Annotated in this window: 16 protein-coding genes; 9 read left to right on the forward strand and 7 right to left on the reverse strand. The window is 35.7% G+C overall.

What is annotated here, in order from left to right:
* Positions 1-4: 4 nt before the first annotated feature.
* On the reverse strand, positions 5-1,015 hold the full coding sequence (locus DNU06_RS13005) for an NAD(P)/FAD-dependent oxidoreductase (protein WP_111063907.1): 1,011 nt from the start codon (positions 1,013-1,015) through the stop codon (positions 5-7).
* A gap of 115 nt (positions 1,016-1,130) precedes the next feature.
* Entirely contained in the window at positions 1,131-3,680 is a 2,550-nt protein-coding gene (locus DNU06_RS13010; RefSeq protein ID WP_111063909.1) for a lamin tail domain-containing protein, read from the reverse strand.
* Positions 3,681-3,738: 58 nt separating this feature from the next.
* On the opposite strand from DNU06_RS13010, the gene DNU06_RS13015 reads away from it, so the two are divergent.
* Positions 3,739-4,725, forward strand: coding sequence for an aspartate-semialdehyde dehydrogenase (locus tag DNU06_RS13015; RefSeq protein WP_111063911.1), 987 nt, complete (start codon positions 3,739-3,741; stop codon positions 4,723-4,725).
* A gap of 256 nt (positions 4,726-4,981) precedes the next feature.
* Here the strand turns inward: DNU06_RS13015 and DNU06_RS13020 are convergent, their stop codons facing one another.
* From DNU06_RS13020 to wecB, 4 genes are all read right to left on the reverse strand, one after another.
* Positions 4,982-5,785, reverse strand: a complete 804-nt coding sequence (locus DNU06_RS13020) for a universal stress protein (protein ID WP_158526895.1) — start codon at positions 5,783-5,785, stop codon at positions 4,982-4,984.
* A 95-nt stretch (positions 5,786-5,880) separates the two neighbouring features.
* Positions 5,881-7,560, reverse strand: a complete 1,680-nt coding sequence (locus tag DNU06_RS13025) for a DUF4139 domain-containing protein (RefSeq protein ID WP_111063915.1) — start codon at positions 7,558-7,560, stop codon at positions 5,881-5,883.
* 95 nt (positions 7,561-7,655) lie between these two features.
* Positions 7,656-8,252, reverse strand: a complete 597-nt coding sequence (locus DNU06_RS13030; RefSeq protein WP_111063917.1) for a sugar transferase — start codon at positions 8,250-8,252, stop codon at positions 7,656-7,658.
* Between the two features lies 1 nt (position 8,253).
* Complete coding sequence (wecB, locus tag DNU06_RS13035) at positions 8,254-9,336, reverse strand: non-hydrolyzing UDP-N-acetylglucosamine 2-epimerase (RefSeq protein WP_111063919.1); 1,083 nt, start codon at positions 9,334-9,336, stop codon at positions 8,254-8,256.
* A gap of 179 nt (positions 9,337-9,515) precedes the next feature.
* Here wecB and DNU06_RS13040 point away from each other — a divergent pair, with 179 nt between their 5' ends.
* From DNU06_RS13040 to DNU06_RS13070, 7 genes are read left to right on the forward strand one after another with little or no spacing between them, the layout of a single operon-like run.
* Positions 9,516-10,505: an NAD-dependent 4,6-dehydratase LegB gene (locus DNU06_RS13040; RefSeq protein ID WP_111063921.1), complete on the forward strand. Its 990-nt coding sequence runs from the start codon at positions 9,516-9,518 to the stop codon at positions 10,503-10,505.
* Positions 10,498-11,664 carry a LegC family aminotransferase gene (locus DNU06_RS13045; protein WP_199399028.1) on the forward strand — a complete coding sequence of 389 codons (1,167 nt, stop codon included), beginning with the start codon at positions 10,498-10,500 and terminating at the stop codon, positions 11,662-11,664. The genes DNU06_RS13040 and DNU06_RS13045 overlap by 8 nt, the downstream gene beginning before the upstream one ends.
* Complete coding sequence (locus tag DNU06_RS13050; RefSeq protein WP_111063923.1) at positions 11,657-12,298, forward strand: acetyltransferase; 642 nt, start codon at positions 11,657-11,659, stop codon at positions 12,296-12,298. Before DNU06_RS13045 ends, DNU06_RS13050 begins: the two co-directional genes overlap by 8 nt.
* Positions 12,295-13,299 carry an N-acetylneuraminate synthase gene (gene neuB / locus DNU06_RS13055; RefSeq protein WP_111063925.1) on the forward strand — a complete coding sequence of 335 codons (1,005 nt, stop codon included), beginning with the start codon at positions 12,295-12,297 and terminating at the stop codon, positions 13,297-13,299. The genes DNU06_RS13050 and neuB overlap by 4 nt, the downstream gene beginning before the upstream one ends.
* On the forward strand, positions 13,296-14,396 hold the full coding sequence (gene neuC / locus DNU06_RS13060; protein WP_111063927.1) for a UDP-N-acetylglucosamine 2-epimerase: 1,101 nt from the start codon (positions 13,296-13,298) through the stop codon (positions 14,394-14,396). Before neuB ends, neuC begins: the two co-directional genes overlap by 4 nt.
* Positions 14,393-15,436, forward strand: a complete 1,044-nt coding sequence (locus tag DNU06_RS13065) for a nucleotidyltransferase family protein (protein WP_111063929.1) — start codon at positions 14,393-14,395, stop codon at positions 15,434-15,436. The genes neuC and DNU06_RS13065 overlap by 4 nt, the downstream gene beginning before the upstream one ends.
* Entirely contained in the window at positions 15,433-16,125 is a 693-nt protein-coding gene (locus tag DNU06_RS13070) for an acylneuraminate cytidylyltransferase family protein (RefSeq protein ID WP_111063931.1), read from the forward strand. Before DNU06_RS13065 ends, DNU06_RS13070 begins: the two co-directional genes overlap by 4 nt.
* Here DNU06_RS13070 and DNU06_RS13075 read toward each other — a convergent pair.
* The gene (locus DNU06_RS13075) at positions 16,117-17,325 is read right to left on the reverse strand and encodes a DegT/DnrJ/EryC1/StrS family aminotransferase (protein WP_111063933.1); all 1,209 of its coding nucleotides are present in this window, start codon (positions 17,323-17,325) and stop codon (positions 16,117-16,119) included. The two genes, DNU06_RS13070 and DNU06_RS13075, sit on opposite strands and share 9 nt — an antisense overlap.
* Positions 17,326-17,435: 110 nt before the next feature.
* On the opposite strand from DNU06_RS13075, the gene DNU06_RS13080 reads away from it, so the two are divergent.
* On the forward strand, positions 17,436-18,296 hold the full coding sequence (locus tag DNU06_RS13080; protein WP_111063934.1) for a sterol desaturase family protein: 861 nt from the start codon (positions 17,436-17,438) through the stop codon (positions 18,294-18,296).
* Positions 18,297-18,419 lie beyond the last annotated feature (123 nt).

Below are 18,419 nucleotides of genomic sequence, written 5' to 3' on the forward strand. Positions count from 1 at the left end.
TAAATTAAAATCCGTTTACGCCATTTACGGTAGTATATTTTAAGACGTTCTTTTTGTCTGGGTGAATTCTAGCAAAAGCAGATTGTACTGCAATAGTACCTTCGTGGAAGCCACATAAAATCAACTTCAATTTACCCGTGTAAGTATTTACATCACCAATGGCATAAATACCTGGTCGGTTGGTTGAATAGTCAACAGTATCTACTACAATCGCATTCTTTTCAATTTCTAATCCCCAATCAGCAATAGGACCTAAAGTTGGTTTTAAACCAAACAATGGTACAAAGTGATCTGCTTCTTTTTTAAACTCTCCTTGCTTGTTGTGTTTAATGGTTACACTTTTTAAAGCATCATCACCATCAATCCCAATTACCTCAGCTTCGGTAATCAAATTTATTTTTCCAGCATCCGCTAAATCCATTACCTTTTGAACTGAATCTAAATGTCCTCTAAAAGAGTTTCTACGGTGGACCAATGACAATTCCTTGGCAATTTTATTTTCAATCAAGTAAATAGACCAATCCAAAGCTGAATCTCCACCACCGGCAACAACTACCGACTTCCCTCTGTAAAACTCAGGATCTTTAATGATGTACTCTACACCTTTGTCTTCGTATTTTTCTAAATTTTCAACAGGTGGTTTCCTTGGTTCAAAAACACCTAATCCGCCCGCAACCATTACAATTGGCGCCTTGTGTTTTGTCCCCTTATTGGTCGTCACTACAAATTTATTATCTTCTACTTCATCAATTGACACCGCGGACTCACCCAAGGTGAATTCAGGTTTAAATGGTGCAATTTGTTCCATTAAATTATCCACCAATTCACCAGCATCCACTGTTGGATATCCTGGGATATCATAAATTGGTTTTTTTGGATAAATTTCAGTTAACTGTCCGCCAGGTTGTGGCAAAGAATCAATTAAATGACATTTCAATTTTAATAAACCTGCTTCGAACACGGTAAACAATCCTACTGGTCCGGCTCCTATGATGATGATGTCTGTTTCTATCATTTTAATCTTTGAATTAAATAACGGTGCAAAAGTAATTAAATACTTTTAAATTTAATAGACTTTCAACGGGGACTTATAGGCTGAACTTTATCAGTTTTAAATGGACAAAGTACACTTACAATTGTGTGGCCAATACCCCAACTAATTTATACTGCTTTACATTGCCTGCTAAATCGAATATTCGAACAGCTACAATATATGAACCCACATTGGCTTTTTGCCCGTTGTCGTCAATGCCATCCCAAATGATCACCCCACTTTTTCCCGCATAAAAATTATCTTTTAATTCTTTTATTTGTTGTCCTACACTATTGTAGATCACCACATCCATTAAGGCATCCACCTGTGTTATTTCGTACGAAATTTCAAGAAAATCTTGATAACCGTCGTTATTGGGAGAAAAAATAGCTTGGGTTAATGTCACCTGTCCTTTTGCTATCGCCTGTAAATTTTGAGAATTTTTATAGCCTGGTGTTCCCCAGTTTTCCAATTCTGAAGCGGTGTGCCAATTATCCATGGATTGGGTAGGTAAATCAAATGACAGTCTTTCCAAGGCCTTTCCGTTTTGGTCGTCAATCAACACAAACTGCATTTCTTCCTGATAAGAAAACTGATCCAAAACCATATTGTCTTCCCCCAATAAAACTATGGTACCGGAGTCATTGCCGTAAGTAGGTAAACTAAGCGGAATAAAACAACCTGGCGCATAATTAGGAAAAGCAGTAATTACGGAATTAGAGTCGGGTGTAAACACTAAATACTGACCTGGATGCCACAAGATTCCAAAATTGGAAAGTGCTTTAATATTACCTACGATTTCATCCTCAATATTAGCAATTGACAATTCATTTAAGGCAATGGTTTTGTCGGAAACATTAACCAACTCCAAATAATCATCTCCACCAGTAATGGGATTAAACAATATTTCATTGATCAAAACATCTCCCTTTTCCGCTTGCTCAGGCAATTGAAAAGTATAACTATAGGCATCCATTTCGTTGCCCCAGCAATCCATAAAACCAGACAGCGTAACCTGATAAGTTTGTTTTATCACCAAGGCATTAAAATCAAGTACGAGCCAAGCGCCTTGGGTATTTTGTGTAAATGGAATATTTGGTTTAACTACAATATCCCCTCCCGAAACAGATTTTGAAAGATGGATATATAAACTAGAGTCAGCAGCTAAATAAACCTGTGAGACGGTTGGTTTTTCAGTATTATTTTCCGTGGTAAAAATAGAATTTTCGTAACCCGGTGTTCCACCAGATTGGGCAATAGCAGCCGACCAATTACTAGCATCATCACACAGCCCATTAATATTTTTCAACTCTAAACTCCAACCGCCTTCTTCCTTATCTTCGTCTTGATACCAAGCCTTGGTGTACAGCAAAGAATCGACTACGTCGCCCAATTCATTTTTTAGTATAATTTGATCTCCTGTATTGTTTAATGAGGGCCAACTGCCTTCCAAAACATTGAAAATACCATAACTGGCACTACTACCACTTGCACACAAAAGCACATAAGAATCGGGATAAATAACATAACTTGAAAGCGTACTTGAACCAGAACCATCCGCAATGGTCCATCCATTTAAATCGATAACGCCATTGCTATTGTTGTAAATTTCTATGTATTCCTCTTCAGGCAAACCAACAACCGGACTTGGGTCAGCCATAAATTCGGTAATAATCACATCTTTAAAAGCGGTTGAAAAAGGTTGGCTGTACAAAAAGTGAATGGTAGAAAGCAGCATCACATTGCTCGAATCATCTGCTACATTTTCTACCGTCAAAACATTGTCGACTTGGTTTTGAAAAGCAGTGCCAAAGGTCAGGTCAACCGCTTGGTGATTACTGGCTAAAATTGTTGCCGTACTCGGTTGCCCCAATCCATTATCCGCCGAATAATTACTGGTATTTTCTGCAGTGGTAACACTTACGTTTTCGGTAAACCAAACCCTTAATATTTGATCAGACATCACTTCCACCGAACTCAGCTGTGGTTTAACCGTGTCGACCGTCACTAAATTACTGACGAACACATCATCAAAGAAGAATTTTTCGGAACGGGTTGAAGTATACTTACAGAAAAAGCCAAAGTGATTAGTATTGTTATGAGTAATATCGTTTACACTTCCCATATTGGTAAATGAACTTCCTCCTGTATTATCAGCCGACAAGGTCCAATCACCATTGGTCAATCGACTTGCTTTTACGTTTACATCTACAGTAGACTGCCCTACAAACCCATCAGTACCATCTATTATTTTTGTGGTACTTAAACCATCTTGACGGTATAAGGAGACCTCATCATCAGAACTACCAATTAACACAAAATAACCATTTAATGCCCCCCTTAAATCTGCTTGGTCGGACACCAAATAAACCCGAGCTAAATTGGCAGAGCTGGTCCCAAAATCTAATCTCACTTTAAAAAACCATTCGGCATCATCAATCAATGTTGAATTCGTGCTCAAATAAGCAGTATCCGTGGCTGGAAAGGAAAATAATTGCAATTCATTATTTGCATTGACGATAAAACTACTATCCTGACCGGTCCATATTGGATTCGCAGAGAAATCTCCATCAGAGAACGGATCGTTTATCTGGGAAAATAGAAAGAAGTTAACAAATAAAAAAAGAGATGTTAAAATATTCTTCATGGGTTATTTTATATGTTGTAAATATAGTAATTTTGCATTGCAAATAAAAAGCAGGGATATGAAATTAGCAATTGTAGGTGTTACTGGAATGGTTGGTCAAGAAATGATTAAGGTATTGGAAGAGTTCAATTTTGAAGTGACAGAATTGATACCAGTAGCTTCAGAAAAATCAGTTGGAACAACGGTCACCTTCAAAGGAAAAGAATACACATGTGTAGGACTTGAAACTGCTGTATCCTTGAAACCACAAATTGCTATTTTTTCAGCTGGTGGAGATGTTTCTTTGGCTTGGGCAGAAAAATTTGCGGCTAATGGCACTACAGTGATTGACAATTCATCTGCTTGGAGAATGGATCCAACTAAGAAATTAGTAGTACCAGAAATCAATGCACATTTATTAACGGCAAACGATAAGATTATAGCTAATCCAAATTGTTCTACCATTCAACTGGTATTAACCATGGCCCCATTGCATCAAAAATACGGCATTAAAAGAGCGGTAGTTTCTACTTACCAATCGATTACTGGTACCGGTGTAAAAGCAGTTCGTCAATTAGAAAACGAAATGGCAGGCACTCAAGCCGAAATGGTTTACCCTTACCCTATTCACAAAAACTGTTTACCGCATTGCGACGACTTTACAGAAAATGGATACACCAAGGAAGAAATGAAGTTGACCAATGAAACGAAAAAGATTCTAGACGAAAGTATCAACGTTACTGCAACAGCAGTGCGTGTACCTGTAGTTGGCGGTCATTCCGAGTCTGTAAACATTGAATTTAACCAAACGCCAAACATTGCTGAAATCAGACAATTGTTACACCATACTGAAGGCATTACCTTAAAGGACAACCCTGAAACAAACACTTATCCCATGCCTATTTATGCAGCAGGAAAGAATGATGTTTTTGTAGGGAGAATTCGTTTAGACGAAAGCCAACCCAACACGATTAATTTATGGATTGTTGCAGATAACATCCGAAAGGGTGCAGCGACAAACGCGGTGCAAATTGCAAAGTATTTGGTAGAAAAAGAGTTGGTCTAGGCGTCTGCTCAGCTTATAGTTAGCCTGCGCTTCTTGATACGGATGTAATTTGGTCTTCCTCCGCCTTCGATTGCTATTCAAGCGAATAGTATAAACTTTGGTAAAAATTAAAGAAACGTCCCGCTTTCTCCCGCCCAATTAACATCAGGAGAGACAAACACAAATAAACATTTTAGTTCTGCAATACTTGAAGGTATACGCCATTATTTTACCAAAGTCGCCCGCGGAATGCATGGAGTGGAAGTCTATGGTTAAATTAAATGATCAATAGTGGTTTTTTGCTGTGCATGGCTAATTTTTTAGTCACACTACTATGCATTAACCCCTCAAGAAAAGAATAGCTTTTTTTATGAAGGACAATGATATTAGAGGCGTGGTTTTCTGTATAATTCAATACACCTTCAACCACACTATCATTTTCTTCTGTATGAAAAGAATATTGCGCATTATATCCATCTAAACCTAGAATCAAAGTTGCATGATCTGCTTTTTGCTCATTTTTAGGAACAACGGATACAATATCCATATTTACATTTTCCAAACCAACAATATCATTCAATTTTTGTGCAACAGCCAAAATACTATCGTCTTCATTAGAAGCCAAAATAACATTTTTCCAGGCAGAGAATTGTGTTTCTTGTGGTACAACTACTATTGGGTAGTCAACCACTTTTATAGTAGCCAATGTATTACTACCAAATATTTTATTTTTTATGTTACTAGCTCCAGTGGTTCCCATAACAATTAAATCAATGCTATGATTCTTCGAAGCTATTTCGATCGTTTGTGTTAAAAAGCCATAACAACTGAATGGAATATATTCTACACCTTTAAAATCTTCAATGTTTTTTAATTTATCTAGGAGTTTGGCTAAATCTTCTTTTGAATCCTTCTCCAAAATATCTGCAAAATTGATCATCACATTGGAAGTCCCAGATGGGATTTGATAAGAATTCAACACCACAATTTTAGCACCTATTTGGGAAGCCAAATAACTTGCGTATTCTAATGCTTTATAAGCATTTTCTGAAAAATCTGTAGGTACTAAAATTGTCTTCATCTTTAAATAATTAATCTTTCGATTTTCAAAATTAGAAAAATTTAAGTCAAACGAACTGCACATTGGTCAATTTACAAGATGATAAATATCATATCTTAAAAACTAGGTGCTGAAATAGTACGGTATTTTTTGACCGTTATATTTCTATTTTTCGGATACTTGATTGTAAAAGAAACCTTATACACCTGTTGTTGTCCAGGTTGTAAAGCAAGTTTCCAAGATAAAATACCGGTATCTTCATTTTGAAAAGCACTGGATATTTCATTTACACTTACAGTTATATCACTCTCTTGAGAAATTGGTATTTGATCAAACAAATCCATATTCAATGTAGTCCCCATGTTATTCTTTACAATAATCTCATAAGTGTAAGTATCTTTTTTATTTGCGCCAATCATTTTAGTATTAGAAAATTCTTCCATTAATTTCTTCTCAACAACCACTTTATTATCTCTTCCAAAAGACAAGCTCAAAGTATCATCCACATTACAAGTATTCAAATAAGATTCGCCAACATAAACCCCTTGATAGTAGACGTTAGATGGACCAGGGATTAAGTTTAACTTTTCCCAACCAACAATATTTGCCATTAGAAAGGCATCTTTGTCTAGTTTAGGAACTGCTTTATGTGAAAAAGTTGCAGGTAAATCAAATGCATCAATAGCCACCAAATAAGGCTTGGAGTTGGAAGGAATGGAATAAGGTATTTTAATAGGGAATTCACTACTCAATTGTGGCACTTCTATGGATGTTATTTTTACTGCATCCCCTACTTTATCTGCACCAAGTTTTCCACCTACGCCACTCAAATTCTGACTCATTTGAGGTACAGAAGCATTGGAATACCATTGATCGTACCCTCTATTTTGTGGAACAATCACTGCCTTCCTTTTTGCAAATGCACTAGAAACTGTTCTATTATTTAAAAACCAAGCATCTAAAATAGGTGCAGACGCAGATAAATTAGGATTGGAAGACGAAAGTGTTAGTTTCACCTCCTCCCAATCATTACCGGTATTATTAAACACCTTTGCTTTGTATTTAAGATTAATTATCCCAGAAACATCTTGGGCAGACAGGTCGTAATTTGCTTGCCAACCGCAGTTTGAAATAACGTACTTTAATTCCGTATTAATAGTTCGGTCAGACTTTGAATCTACAATTACAACAATTTGATTACTGTGCGTTTGTTCTTTATAATTCAATTCTTGCAATTGACTAGATAAAGCATGAATTCTCGTTTGAACTTTCTTTTGTTTCCCTTTATAACTGCTAATTATTTTATTGAGTTCCATGGTTCTTTTCAAATGGTAATCGGCCATGGCTTTTAATTCACTGGCCAGCAATGTAGCTTGATTACCCTTGATATTCATATTGGTTTTTATCAATTGCAATTCTGATTGGTAAGCATTAACTTCGTCTTGGAAATTTTGTTTACTTTCATGGTACATTCTTAAAGAGTCGTTTATTGCTTTGAAAATCGGATTATCGTCCGTAAATTTCAAATAATCAATGGCGGTACTTACCGAGACCATGGTGACACTTTTATCGGCAATAAATTGAATGCTTTTTTGATCCACCACGGTACTAATTCCAGTATACGTTAAAATATTTCGTCCTTTTTTCACACTAACGGGAGTGGTTCTTTTAACCTCTCCTCCTGTTATAAAAACAGTCACTTCTTTTATTTTTGTCGCAATAGATTGTTCAAAATCTTTTTGGGCAAACAAATGCGCGTTCCAAAAAAAGATGGTGAATAAGAGTACACTTTTCATAATTTCAATTTTACATGGTCAATTTAATCAAAATAGCCTGAAACTAGAGACAAATTAACAAGATTTACATCTACTAAGTCAGCAACCAACATTACTTACTTAAATATTTTAAAGATGGTTTGGAAGATGATTTTAAAGTCAGTGCCCAGACTTCTTTCCTCTAAGTATTTTTTATTCAAAGCCAATTTTGCAGGCATAATAATTTCAATGTAGGTTTTATCCGGATCTTCCGCTTTGCCTAAAATCTCTTGTTCATTGATAAATTCGAGAGAAGCAAAATCGGTTAAGCCTGGCCGCACAGACAAGACATTAAGCTGTTCTTTGTTATACAACTGTACGTATTTCGCTACTTCAGGTCGTGGTCCAACCACACTCATATCGCCTTTAATAATATTGATTAATTGTGGCAACTCATCAATTTTATATTTTCGAATAAACCGTCCAACTTTTGTAATTCTGGCATCAGCACCAATCGTAATTTGGCCGGTTTTATCGGCATTGGATTTCATGGAACGAAATTTAAAAAGACCAAATGGTATTTGGTCTTTACCAATTCTCTCCTGTTTATAAAACACACCACCTTTGCTATCCAACACAATAACGATTGCAATTACAATCATGATTGGTGCTAATAAAACCAGGACAAAAAATGCGGAAACTATATCAAAAATTCTTTTTAAAAAGGGATACATATTAACTATTTAAAGCTTTTTTCAAAGCCATAATGATATTATTACTTGCCTGCCCATTGCCGTATAAATCCATGCTAAAATCTGACGCTTTATTCAGCATTTGTTGGAAACTTGCTTTAATTTTTTCAGTATCGGCACCCACTAACACATTCACGCCATTCTCAATCAACTCAACCCATTCCGTTTGGTCGCGCATGGTGACACAGTTTTTCTTAAAGAAGAAAGCCTCTTTTTGCAATCCCCCACTATCGGTCATAACCAAAGCGGCATGTTTAATCAATTCAATCATATCAAAATAACCAACTGGATCAATAATTTTCACCTTTAAATTTAAGTGCGCAGTTTCAAGTTTACTTTTTGTTCTAGGATGTAAAGGCAAAACAATTGGACAAATTTTTTCATGAATGGCATTCAAAGCAGATACAATTGCAGTTAAACGACCAATATCGTCGGTGTTTTCTGCACGGTGTAAAGTTACCAAAGCGTATTGGTCTAAACCAATTGATTTTAATACTGTTGATTTTTCAGCAGATATACCCGCATAAAACGCAGCGGCATCTTGCATCACATCACCCGATTTTATCACTTGACAATTTATATTTTGATAACCTTCTTTCCTTAAATTATCGACGGCTGTTTGGGTGGGACAAAACAAAAAATCAGAAATCCTATCCGTTAAGATACGGTTTACTTCTTCGGGCATGTCCATATTATAACTTCTTAAACCCGCTTCGACATGTGCCACCTTAATGTGAATTTTTTTTGCAGCCAAAGCACCTGCAATGGTAGAATTTGTATCGCCATAAACCAACAAAACATCTGGTTTTTCTTTCAACAACACCTCTTCAATCCCCTCCAGCATTCTACCCGTCATAGCGCCGTGACCCAAACTGTGGATTCCTAAATTATAATTGGGTTTTGGAATTTCCATTTCAGAGAAAAATATTTCACTCATATTTGCATCAAAATGCTGTCCAGTATGAACAATTATTTCCTCAACATCATCATGTTTTGCAATTTCACGACTCAATGCAGCAGCCTTAATAAATTGTGGACGGGCACCAATAATAGTTAGGATTTTCATTGATTCAATATGCTTTTCAAATAATTATCAAAAGTAATAATTTATCAATTGCAAGTTCCAAAAATCAATTTTAATAGCAAATTAGGGCAGACATTTAATATTTATTTCGTCCATTAATCCTTTAAAATTGCTCAAAAAAAAGTAATTTTGACTGAACTATTTCAAAATAATAAAGTAAGATGTCGAAAAAAGTATTGGTAACCGGAGCAGATGGTTTTATTGGAAGTCATTTAGTCGAAGAATTAATTCTTCAAGGATATGATGTAAAAGCTTTTTGCTATTATAATTCATTTAATTCTTGGGGTTGGTTAGATAGCTTTCCAAAATCTTTATTGGATAAGATTGAAATATTTACTGGAGATGTAAGGGATCCAAATGGGGTAAGAACTGCTATGAAAGGTTGCGATATGGTATTTCACCTTGCGGCATTAATTGCAATACCATATTCTTATCATTCACCAGATAGTTATGTAGATACCAATATCAAGGGGACATTAAATATTATTCAAGCCGCCAAAGATTTAGAAATTGAACGTGTTTTAGTCACTTCCACTTCTGAAATTTATGGTACTGCGCAATATGTTCCGATTGATGAAAAGCATCCAAAACAACCACAATCACCATATTCTGCTTCCAAAATTGGTGCCGATTGTATGGCCGATTCTTTTTACCGTTCATTCGACATGCCAATCACTATAGTAAGACCGTTTAACACTTACGGACCTAGACAATCGGCTAGAGCAATAATACCTACCATCATTTCTCAATTATTAAATGGCTATGAGGAGATTAAACTAGGAGATTTAACACCAACAAGAGATTTATTATTTGTAAAAGATACGGTAAAAGGATTTATCGAAATATCGAAAAGTAATTTCTTAATTGGGCATGAATGTAACATTGCAACCAATTCAGAAATTTCCATGCAAAAAATGGCGGATACATTGATTCACCTCATCAATCCTTCTGCAAAAATAATTCAAGATACGGATAGATTAAGACCTGAGAAATCGGAGGTATTTAGATTATTCGGGGATAATAAAAAAATTATTGAACACACGAACTGGAAGGTAGAACACACATTAGAACAAGGACTACAAGCGACAATTGATTGGTTTTCGGAAGCAGAAAACTTAAAACAATACAAAGCCGGAATTTACAATGTATAATCGAGATATGACGGAAGCATTAATTCAATTTATCCGCGAGACATACCATGAACCTACAAAATTTATTCCCTTACACGAACCACGTTTTATTGGGAATGAAAGAAAATATGTAATGGATGCAATTGACTCCACCTTTGTTTCTTCTGTAGGCCAATACGTTGACAAGTTTGAGCAAATGATGTGTGAAATTACAGGCAGTAAATTTGCAATTGCTACAGTAAACGGGACCAATTCATTGCATTTGGCAATTGTTTTAGCTGGAGTTCAAAAAAACGAAGAAGTAATAACGCAGCCATTAACTTTTATTGCAACAGCCAACGCCATTTCCTATGCCAACGCCATTCCTCATTTTGTGGATGTGGACAAAGAAACCATGGGACTTTCGCCAACAAAATTAGAAGCGCATTTATTGGCTACAACCGAAATGAAAAACGGTTTTTGTTACAATAAAGTAACCGGAAATAAAATTTCGGCCTGTATACCAATGCATACTTTTGGTTTACCGATTGAAATAGACAAAATGTTAGCTGTCTGCGAAAAATTCAACATCACACTTATAGAAGATGCTGCAGAATCACTGGGTAGTTATTACCAAGGAAAACACACAGGAACTTTTGGCAAAATGGGTATTTTCAGTTTTAACGGAAACAAAACAGTTACTGCTGGTGGCGGAGGTGCATTAATTACCAACGACCCAGAAATAGCGAAACGCGCAAAGCATTTATCTACCCAAGCGAAAATTCCACACCAATGGAATTACGAGCATGATGAAGTTGGCTACAATTACCGTATGCCTAACCTTAACGCCGCATTAGTTTGCGCACAGCTTGAACAGCTTCCAGCATTTGTACAAAACAAAAGAGATTTATCGGCAATGTATGCGGATTTTTTCAGCAATTATCCAGAGATACAATATGTAAAAGAAATACCAGAAGCAAAAGCAAATTACTGGCTTAATGCGATAATACTAAAAGACCGCGCTGCAAGAGACTTATTTTTAACAGAAACCAATAAAGCAGGTATAATGACCCGACCAATTTGGGCTTTAATGAACAAGTTAGAAATGTTTAAACAAGCACCATCCGGAGACTTAACCAATGCAGAATGGTTAGCAGACAGGGTAGTAAATATCACTTCAAGTGTAAGAATAAATGAATAAAAAAGCAATTATATTAATTGGTGGTGGTGGACACTGTAAATCCTGCATTGATGTCATTGAATCGACCAATGAATTTGAAATTGCTGGTATTGTAGACAGTCAACTAGCCTTGGGAGAAACAGTTTTTGGTTACCCAGTTTTAGGTAAAGATGAAGACTTAGCTACCTTGAGAAAAAAATACGAACACGCCTTAATTACGGTTGGACAAATTCGTTCAGCCAAGGTGCGCATTAAAATATTTGAACTCCTTCAGTCATTAGAATTTAACTTACCAAACATAGTAGCCGCTACGGCACACATTGGAAAAAACGTGCAATTAGGACAAGGCACTATCGTCATGCATCAGGTTTTGGTTAATTCCGACACAACCATTGGCGATAATTGCATTATTAACTCAAAAGCATTAGTGGAACACGACTGTAAAGTTGGCGACCACACCCACATATCCACCGCGGCCACCATTAATGGAACCGTAACCATAGGGAGCGAATGTTTTATTGGTTCTCGCGTAAGTTTTGTAAACAATATTGACATCACCGACAATGTATTTATAGGCATCAATTCAACCATCAGTAAATCGATTACTGAACCAGGAATGTATTTGAGAAACCCAGTAAAAAAACAGAACAAATGAGTAAAACATTAATCATAGCAGAAGCAGGCGTTAACCATAATGGAGACATTGAAATTGCCAAGGAGCTAATTGATGTTGCAGCCAAAGCAGGAGTTGACTATGTGAAATTTCAAACTTTTAAAGCAGCTCAATTGGTCAATAAAGCAGCTAAAAAAGCAGCATACCAACAAACGAATACCAAAAATAAGGATTCTCAATTTGAGATGTTACGGAAACTAGAATTATCAGAAAGCGCCCATTTTGATTTAATAGATTATTGCGAAAAAGTAGGTGTCAAATTTTTGTCTACTGCTTTTGATTTTGATAGTATTGAGTTCCTAAAAAATAAAATTGACTTTTATAAAATCCCATCCGGAGAAATTAACAACCTACCCTATTTGGAAAAAGTAGCCGCATTAAAGCTACCGATTGTCATGAGTACTGGCATGGCAGACATGGCAGAAGTAGAAGCTGCATTTAATGTACTCTTACAAAATGGCATTCCAAAAGAAACCATTAAAATATTACATTGCAACACCGAATATCCTACCCCAATGGAAGACGTCAACTTGAATGCCATGTTGAGCATCCAACAAAAACTAGGGGTCGAAGTTGGTTATTCAGACCATACCTTGGGGATTGAGATTCCAATTGCCGCAGTAGCTTTAGGCGCAACTGTGATAGAAAAACACTTTACTTTGGACAGAAATATGGAAGGTCCCGACCATAAAGCATCTTTAGAGCCACAACAATTAATGGACATGGTTGCTGCCATCCGAAACATTGAAAAAGCCATGGGGAACGGCATTAAAACACCTTCGGCAAGTGAGCAAAAAAACATTGCAGTAGCCAGAAAAAGTATTGTAGCGGGACAAGTGATAAAAAAAGGAGATTCGTTTACGGCCATTAACCTAAGCGTTAAAAGACCAGGAACAGGATTATCCCCCATGAAATGGCATCAAATAATTGGTGAAAAAGCAACACAAGATTATCAAATAGATGATTTAATAAAAGAACAATGAAAATAGGGGTACTTACCAGTTCAAGAGCAGATTTTGGGATTTATCTTCCATTATTAAAAAAACTGCAAGCCGATACTTATTTTGAGCTTGAACTCATCATTTTTGGAACACACCTTTCCAAAGCGCATGGGGAAACCATTCAAGAAATAATACAATACAACTTTAATCCAACACATCAATTAAACACTTACTTACCTTCCGATAGTCCATTAGCATTATCTAAAGCAATAGCCCATACCAGTAATCTTTTTGCCGATTTCTGGGCCAATCATACTTTCGACATGGTTATTTCCTTAGGGGACCGTTACGAAATGTACGCTGCAGTAAGTGCCGCCAGTCCATTCAATATAAATATTGCGCATTTACATGCAGGAGAAACCACATTAGGTGCCATTGACAATGCATACCGCCATTGTATTTCCCTTTTTTCAAAATACTTATTTGTCACTACTGAAAAATACAAAAAAAGGGCAGCAGAAATTGTGGAAGCAAGTACCCAAATTTACAATGTTGGCGCATTAAGCGTAGACAATTTAGCCAACATTCCATACTTATCCATTCCCGAGTTTAAAGCTAAATTTGGCATTGATTTAAGTAAGCCAACCATACTTTCCACATTCCATCCCGAAACGGTATCCTTTGAAAAAAACGAAGCATACATTGATGCGTTATTAAAATCATTTGAGCAATTAATAAGTCATTATCAAATAGTAATCACCATGCCCAATACAGATACCATGGGTCAAATGGTGCGGGATAAAATATTAGCATTTCAACAAAAACAACCCCTTTTAAAAGTGGTGGAATCATTTGGCATGTTAGGCTACCTTTCCTGCATGAAACATGCAGCTTTTTTATTGGGTAATACCTCCAGTGGATTTGTAGAAGCCACCTATTTTCCTAAATATGTTATTAACTTAGGGGAAAGACAAAAGGGAAGGTTGGAAACTAAAAACATTTTAACTACTCCTGTAGAAGCTTCGGCTATTCTTGCAAAAGTAGCCCAAATAGAAAAACTACCTCTTCTTAAAAATTTGAATATCTATGGAGATGGAAATACGGCAGAAAAAATCATTACAATACTTAAATCACTATGAGTAAACCAACAATTATCATTCAAAAAGAAGACACCCTTGAAGCTGCATTAGTGAAACTAGACGCAAATCCAAGAATGCAAACCTTAATGATTGAAGAGAATGGCAAAATTATTGGAACCCTCACAGATGGTGACGTAAGAAGAGGACTAATCAAAGGTTTGGATAAATCGAATACAGTAAAAGATTTTATGCATCTATCATTTACCTTTTTAATCAAAGGCAAATATGAACCGGAAAAAATCAAATTCATTAAAGAAAATAAAATAAAAATTGTTCCTGAATTACATGAAGACCATAGCTTGAGTAGGCTGATAAACTTTAATGAAGTAAAAACAATTTTACCCATTGACGCCATTATTATGGCTGGTGGTAAAGGAACAAGGTTAATGCCTTTAACGGAAAACACACCAAAACCAATGCTTAAAATTGGGGAGCAACCAATAATGGAATATAATGTCGACTTGTTAAAACAATTTGGCATTTCCCACTTGACCATTTCTGTCAAATATTTGGCTGATCAAATTAAAACTTACTTCGGAAATGGCCTAGAAAAAGAAATAGACATTCAATATGTATCCGAAGATGTACCACTAGGAACTATTGGTGCTGTAAAACAGATTAAACATTTTTATAATGATTACATATTGGTGATGAATTCGGACTTATTGACCAACATCAATTTGGAAACCATGTTTAAGGAACTGAACAGTAAAGACGCGGATATGATTGTTGCCACTACCGACTATAAAGTTCAAATTCCATATGGTGTTATAGAAGCAGAAGGCAATCAAATTAAAGCATTAAAAGAAAAACCAACCTACACCTATTATTCAAACGCAGGTATTTATATTTTTAAGAAGGAGTTAGTGGCGTTAATTCCAGATAATAGCTTTTTTAATGCCACTGATTTATTAGAAAAATTAATTGAATTGAATAAGTTGGTATTGCACTACCCAATTAAAAATTATTGGCTAGACATTGGCAAACATGTCGATTTTGAAAAAGCACAAAATGACGTGAAAAACATTAATTTTAAATGAAAATTTTAGGACTCATACCTGCACGTGGTGGCAGTAAAGGCCTGCCAGGTAAAAATATCCGGCCCTTAAACGGTAAACCATTAATTGCCTGGAGTATTGAGTCGTCCTTGGCTTCGCAACAGATTGATACTACAATCGTTTCTACCGACGACAAAGCTATTGCTGACATAGCTGTAGCCCATGGCGCAAGCCTTCCATTTATGCGTCCCAATCATTTGGCAAGCGACCAATCGACTAGCAAAGATGTGATTATTCATGCTCTTGAATACTTTAGAGAAGCGGGACAAGCATTTGACTACTTGGTTTTATTACAACCTACCTCCCCATTCAGAAAAGCAGGTGATATTGACAAAGCCATTGACCTTGCTAAAGAAACAGGAGCAGACTTAGTGGTTTCTGTTAAAGAGACGGCGAGTAATCCTTATTACGTATTGTTTGAAGAAGATGAAAAAGGAAACTTAAAAAACAGTAAGGCGAGTACATTTTCACGTCGACAAGACTGCCCTAAAGTCTACGAATTAAATGGCTCCATCTATGTCTTCAAAGTAAAATCAATTCTTGAAAAAGATAGTTTAAAATTTGAAAACACCATCAAATTTTTAATGGATAGCTATCATTCCATTGACATTGACAACTTAGAAGATTTTGAATACGCTGAATTTCTACTTCAAAAGCAGCAATCAAAGTAAACCATTAACAGCCTTAGTCACCGCTTTAATGATAAACTGCACACTTTCGTCACTCAAGTCGAAATAAACAGGTAAAGTAATTTCATTTTCATATTTTGCCCAAGCAACTGGATAGTCTTCCATTTTATAACCTAGCGACTTATAAGCCGTTAATAAAGGCAAGGGCTGAAAATGTACATTCACGGACACACCAGCTTCAAAAATTGCTTGCATGATGGCATCCCTTTTCGGTTCATCAATGCCTTTTATTCTCAATAAAAATAAATGGTAAGAAGTTTCTTTTTCCGCTGTCAAATAAGGCGGAATAATTGCCCATTCCTCATTTTCAAATCCAGCGACATATTGATCAAAAATTACTTTTCTTCTTGCTAAATTAGATTCATAACGCTCCAATTCAATTAAACCAATAGCCGCTGAAATGTCCGTCATGTTACATTTATAGCCAGGATACAACACATCATATCTCCAGTTTCCAACTTGAGTTTTAGCCAAAGCATCTTTAGATTGACCGTGTAAAGAATTAATATTTAAATGCTGATAAATTTCATCTATGTCAAATTGATCTGGCAAGTTTAAACAGACACCGCCACCTTCGGAAGTGGTTAAGTTTTTTACGGCATGAAAAGAAAAAACGGAAACATCCGTTAAGGCCCCTGACATTTTCCCATTCATTGTTGCCCCAAAACTATGTGCAGCGTCAGAAAGTATTAAAATTCTACCTAATTTTTTTTGTTCGGCACCATTTGCTAGAAAAACTTTTTTGATCTTTTCAGCATTTACCAATGCATTTAAAGCGTCATAATCTGCTGGAAAACCAGAGATATCTACAGGCATAATCACTTTTGTTTTGGCAGAAATTGCCTTTTCAACGGCGGCTACAGAAATATTAAAATCCTTTTCGTTAATATCTACCATTACAGGAGTAGCACCACAATGCATCACTACATTTGCCGTGGCACAATAAGTATAAGCAGGTATTATAACCTCGTCACCTGGTCCTACGCCAAACCATCTTAACATCAACTCCATTCCCGCAGTTGCAGAATTTAAACAAATTGTTTTTCGACAACCAACATATGCCGTTAATTTATTTTCAAACAACTTAGTTCTTGGTCCAGTCGTAATCCAACCAGACAATAATGCTTTGGATACTTCGTCAACAATAGCTTGGTCAATTCTGGGTGGTGAAAATGGAATCATGGTGTTTTAATTTTCCCCAAAAATACAATTAATTTTAGTAATTGTTAACTCGGTGACAAATCATACAATTGATATTTTTATTTAGGTTTATATTTGTATAAAACAAAAACATGCTCCAATATATTTTCAATACAATTTCTGGAAGTTTCAACTGGGTTTGGCGTCAAATTACATTTGATGTAAATTGGAATGAAAACTATTTTTGGGGATTAATTATCATTTCCTTGGTAGTATTTTTTCTAGAGATTCTTTTTCCTTGGAGAAAAGACCAAAAAATTATTAGAAGAGATTTCTGGTTAGATGCATTTTATATGTTTTTTAACTTTTTTATTTTCACGGCCATCATCAGTGGTTTATACGCGTTAATTTCAAAATACTCTCCAATTTCTAATGAGACACTAGCAATTCTAAATCTAAGTGCATTGCCTAAGTGGGGACAGTTAGTCATTTTCTTTATACTTAATGATTTTGTACAATGGTTTACCCACGTAATGTTACATAGATACAATTTTTTATGGCAGTTTCACAAAGTCCATCATTCCGTTAAAGAAATGGGGTTTGCAGCGCACTTACGTTACCATTGGATGGAAAACATTGTATATAAGCCTTTAAAAACCTTGGTAGTTTTAATCATTATTGGTGGGGAACCACAAGATGCTTTTATTATCCATTTTATCGCCATTGCGATTGGACACTTAAACCATGCAAATATCAGAATCACATGGGGACCATTAAAATACATTTTCAACAATTCAGTCATGCATTTATGGCACCACGCCAAAGCCTTACCTAAAGACCACCAAAACGGTGTTAATTATGGCATTAGTTTAAGTTTGTGGGACTATATTTTCAGAACAAATTACATTCCAAATGATGATGCGCATATAGAATTAGGATTTGAAAATGATGAAAAATTTCCAATTTCCAATTTTTGGAAACAACTTATCTATCCCTTTGGTAGAAAAGATTAGATCTTTTTATTCAAAACAATGAAATGGTGATCAAAAGGAATATTTACATTTTATGTCAGTATTCCTATCCTTTTAAATCAAACAATTTAGCACAAGTTAAAAAAGACAAATAGCCATGCCACT

This window comes from Putridiphycobacter roseus (assembly GCF_003234935.1).
GTDB classification, from domain to species: domain Bacteria; phylum Bacteroidota; class Bacteroidia; order Flavobacteriales_D; family Crocinitomicaceae; genus Putridiphycobacter; species Putridiphycobacter roseus.

Excerpts from the sequence above, each read along its gene's own strand:
- DNU06_RS13005 (WP_111063907.1), bottom strand. The coding sequence starts at position 1,015 with ATGATAGAAACAGACATCATCATCATAGGAGCCGGACCAGTAGGATTG.
- DNU06_RS13010 (WP_111063909.1), bottom strand. The coding sequence starts at position 3,680 with ATGAAGAATATTTTAACATCTCTTTTTTTATTTGTTAACTTCTTTCTA.
- DNU06_RS13015 (WP_111063911.1), top strand. The coding sequence starts at position 3,739 with ATGAAATTAGCAATTGTAGGTGTTACTGGAATGGTTGGTCAAGAAATG.
- DNU06_RS13020 (WP_158526895.1), bottom strand. The coding sequence starts at position 5,785 with ATGAAGACAATTTTAGTACCTACAGATTTTTCAGAAAATGCTTATAAA.
- DNU06_RS13025 (WP_111063915.1), bottom strand. The coding sequence starts at position 7,560 with ATGAAAAGTGTACTCTTATTCACCATCTTTTTTTGGAACGCGCATTTG.
- DNU06_RS13030 (WP_111063917.1), bottom strand. The coding sequence starts at position 8,252 with ATGTATCCCTTTTTAAAAAGAATTTTTGATATAGTTTCCGCATTTTTT.
- wecB (WP_111063919.1), bottom strand. The coding sequence starts at position 9,336 with ATGAAAATCCTAACTATTATTGGTGCCCGTCCACAATTTATTAAGGCT.
- DNU06_RS13040 (WP_111063921.1), top strand. The coding sequence starts at position 9,516 with ATGTCGAAAAAAGTATTGGTAACCGGAGCAGATGGTTTTATTGGAAGT.
- DNU06_RS13045 (WP_199399028.1), top strand. The coding sequence starts at position 10,498 with ATGTATAATCGAGATATGACGGAAGCATTAATTCAATTTATCCGCGAG.
- DNU06_RS13050 (WP_111063923.1), top strand. The coding sequence starts at position 11,657 with ATGAATAAAAAAGCAATTATATTAATTGGTGGTGGTGGACACTGTAAA.
- neuB (WP_111063925.1), top strand. The coding sequence starts at position 12,295 with ATGAGTAAAACATTAATCATAGCAGAAGCAGGCGTTAACCATAATGGA.
- neuC (WP_111063927.1), top strand. The coding sequence starts at position 13,296 with ATGAAAATAGGGGTACTTACCAGTTCAAGAGCAGATTTTGGGATTTAT.
- DNU06_RS13065 (WP_111063929.1), top strand. The coding sequence starts at position 14,393 with ATGAGTAAACCAACAATTATCATTCAAAAAGAAGACACCCTTGAAGCT.
- DNU06_RS13070 (WP_111063931.1), top strand. The coding sequence starts at position 15,433 with ATGAAAATTTTAGGACTCATACCTGCACGTGGTGGCAGTAAAGGCCTG.
- DNU06_RS13075 (WP_111063933.1), bottom strand. The coding sequence starts at position 17,325 with ATGATTCCATTTTCACCACCCAGAATTGACCAAGCTATTGTTGACGAA.
- DNU06_RS13080 (WP_111063934.1), top strand. The coding sequence starts at position 17,436 with ATGCTCCAATATATTTTCAATACAATTTCTGGAAGTTTCAACTGGGTT.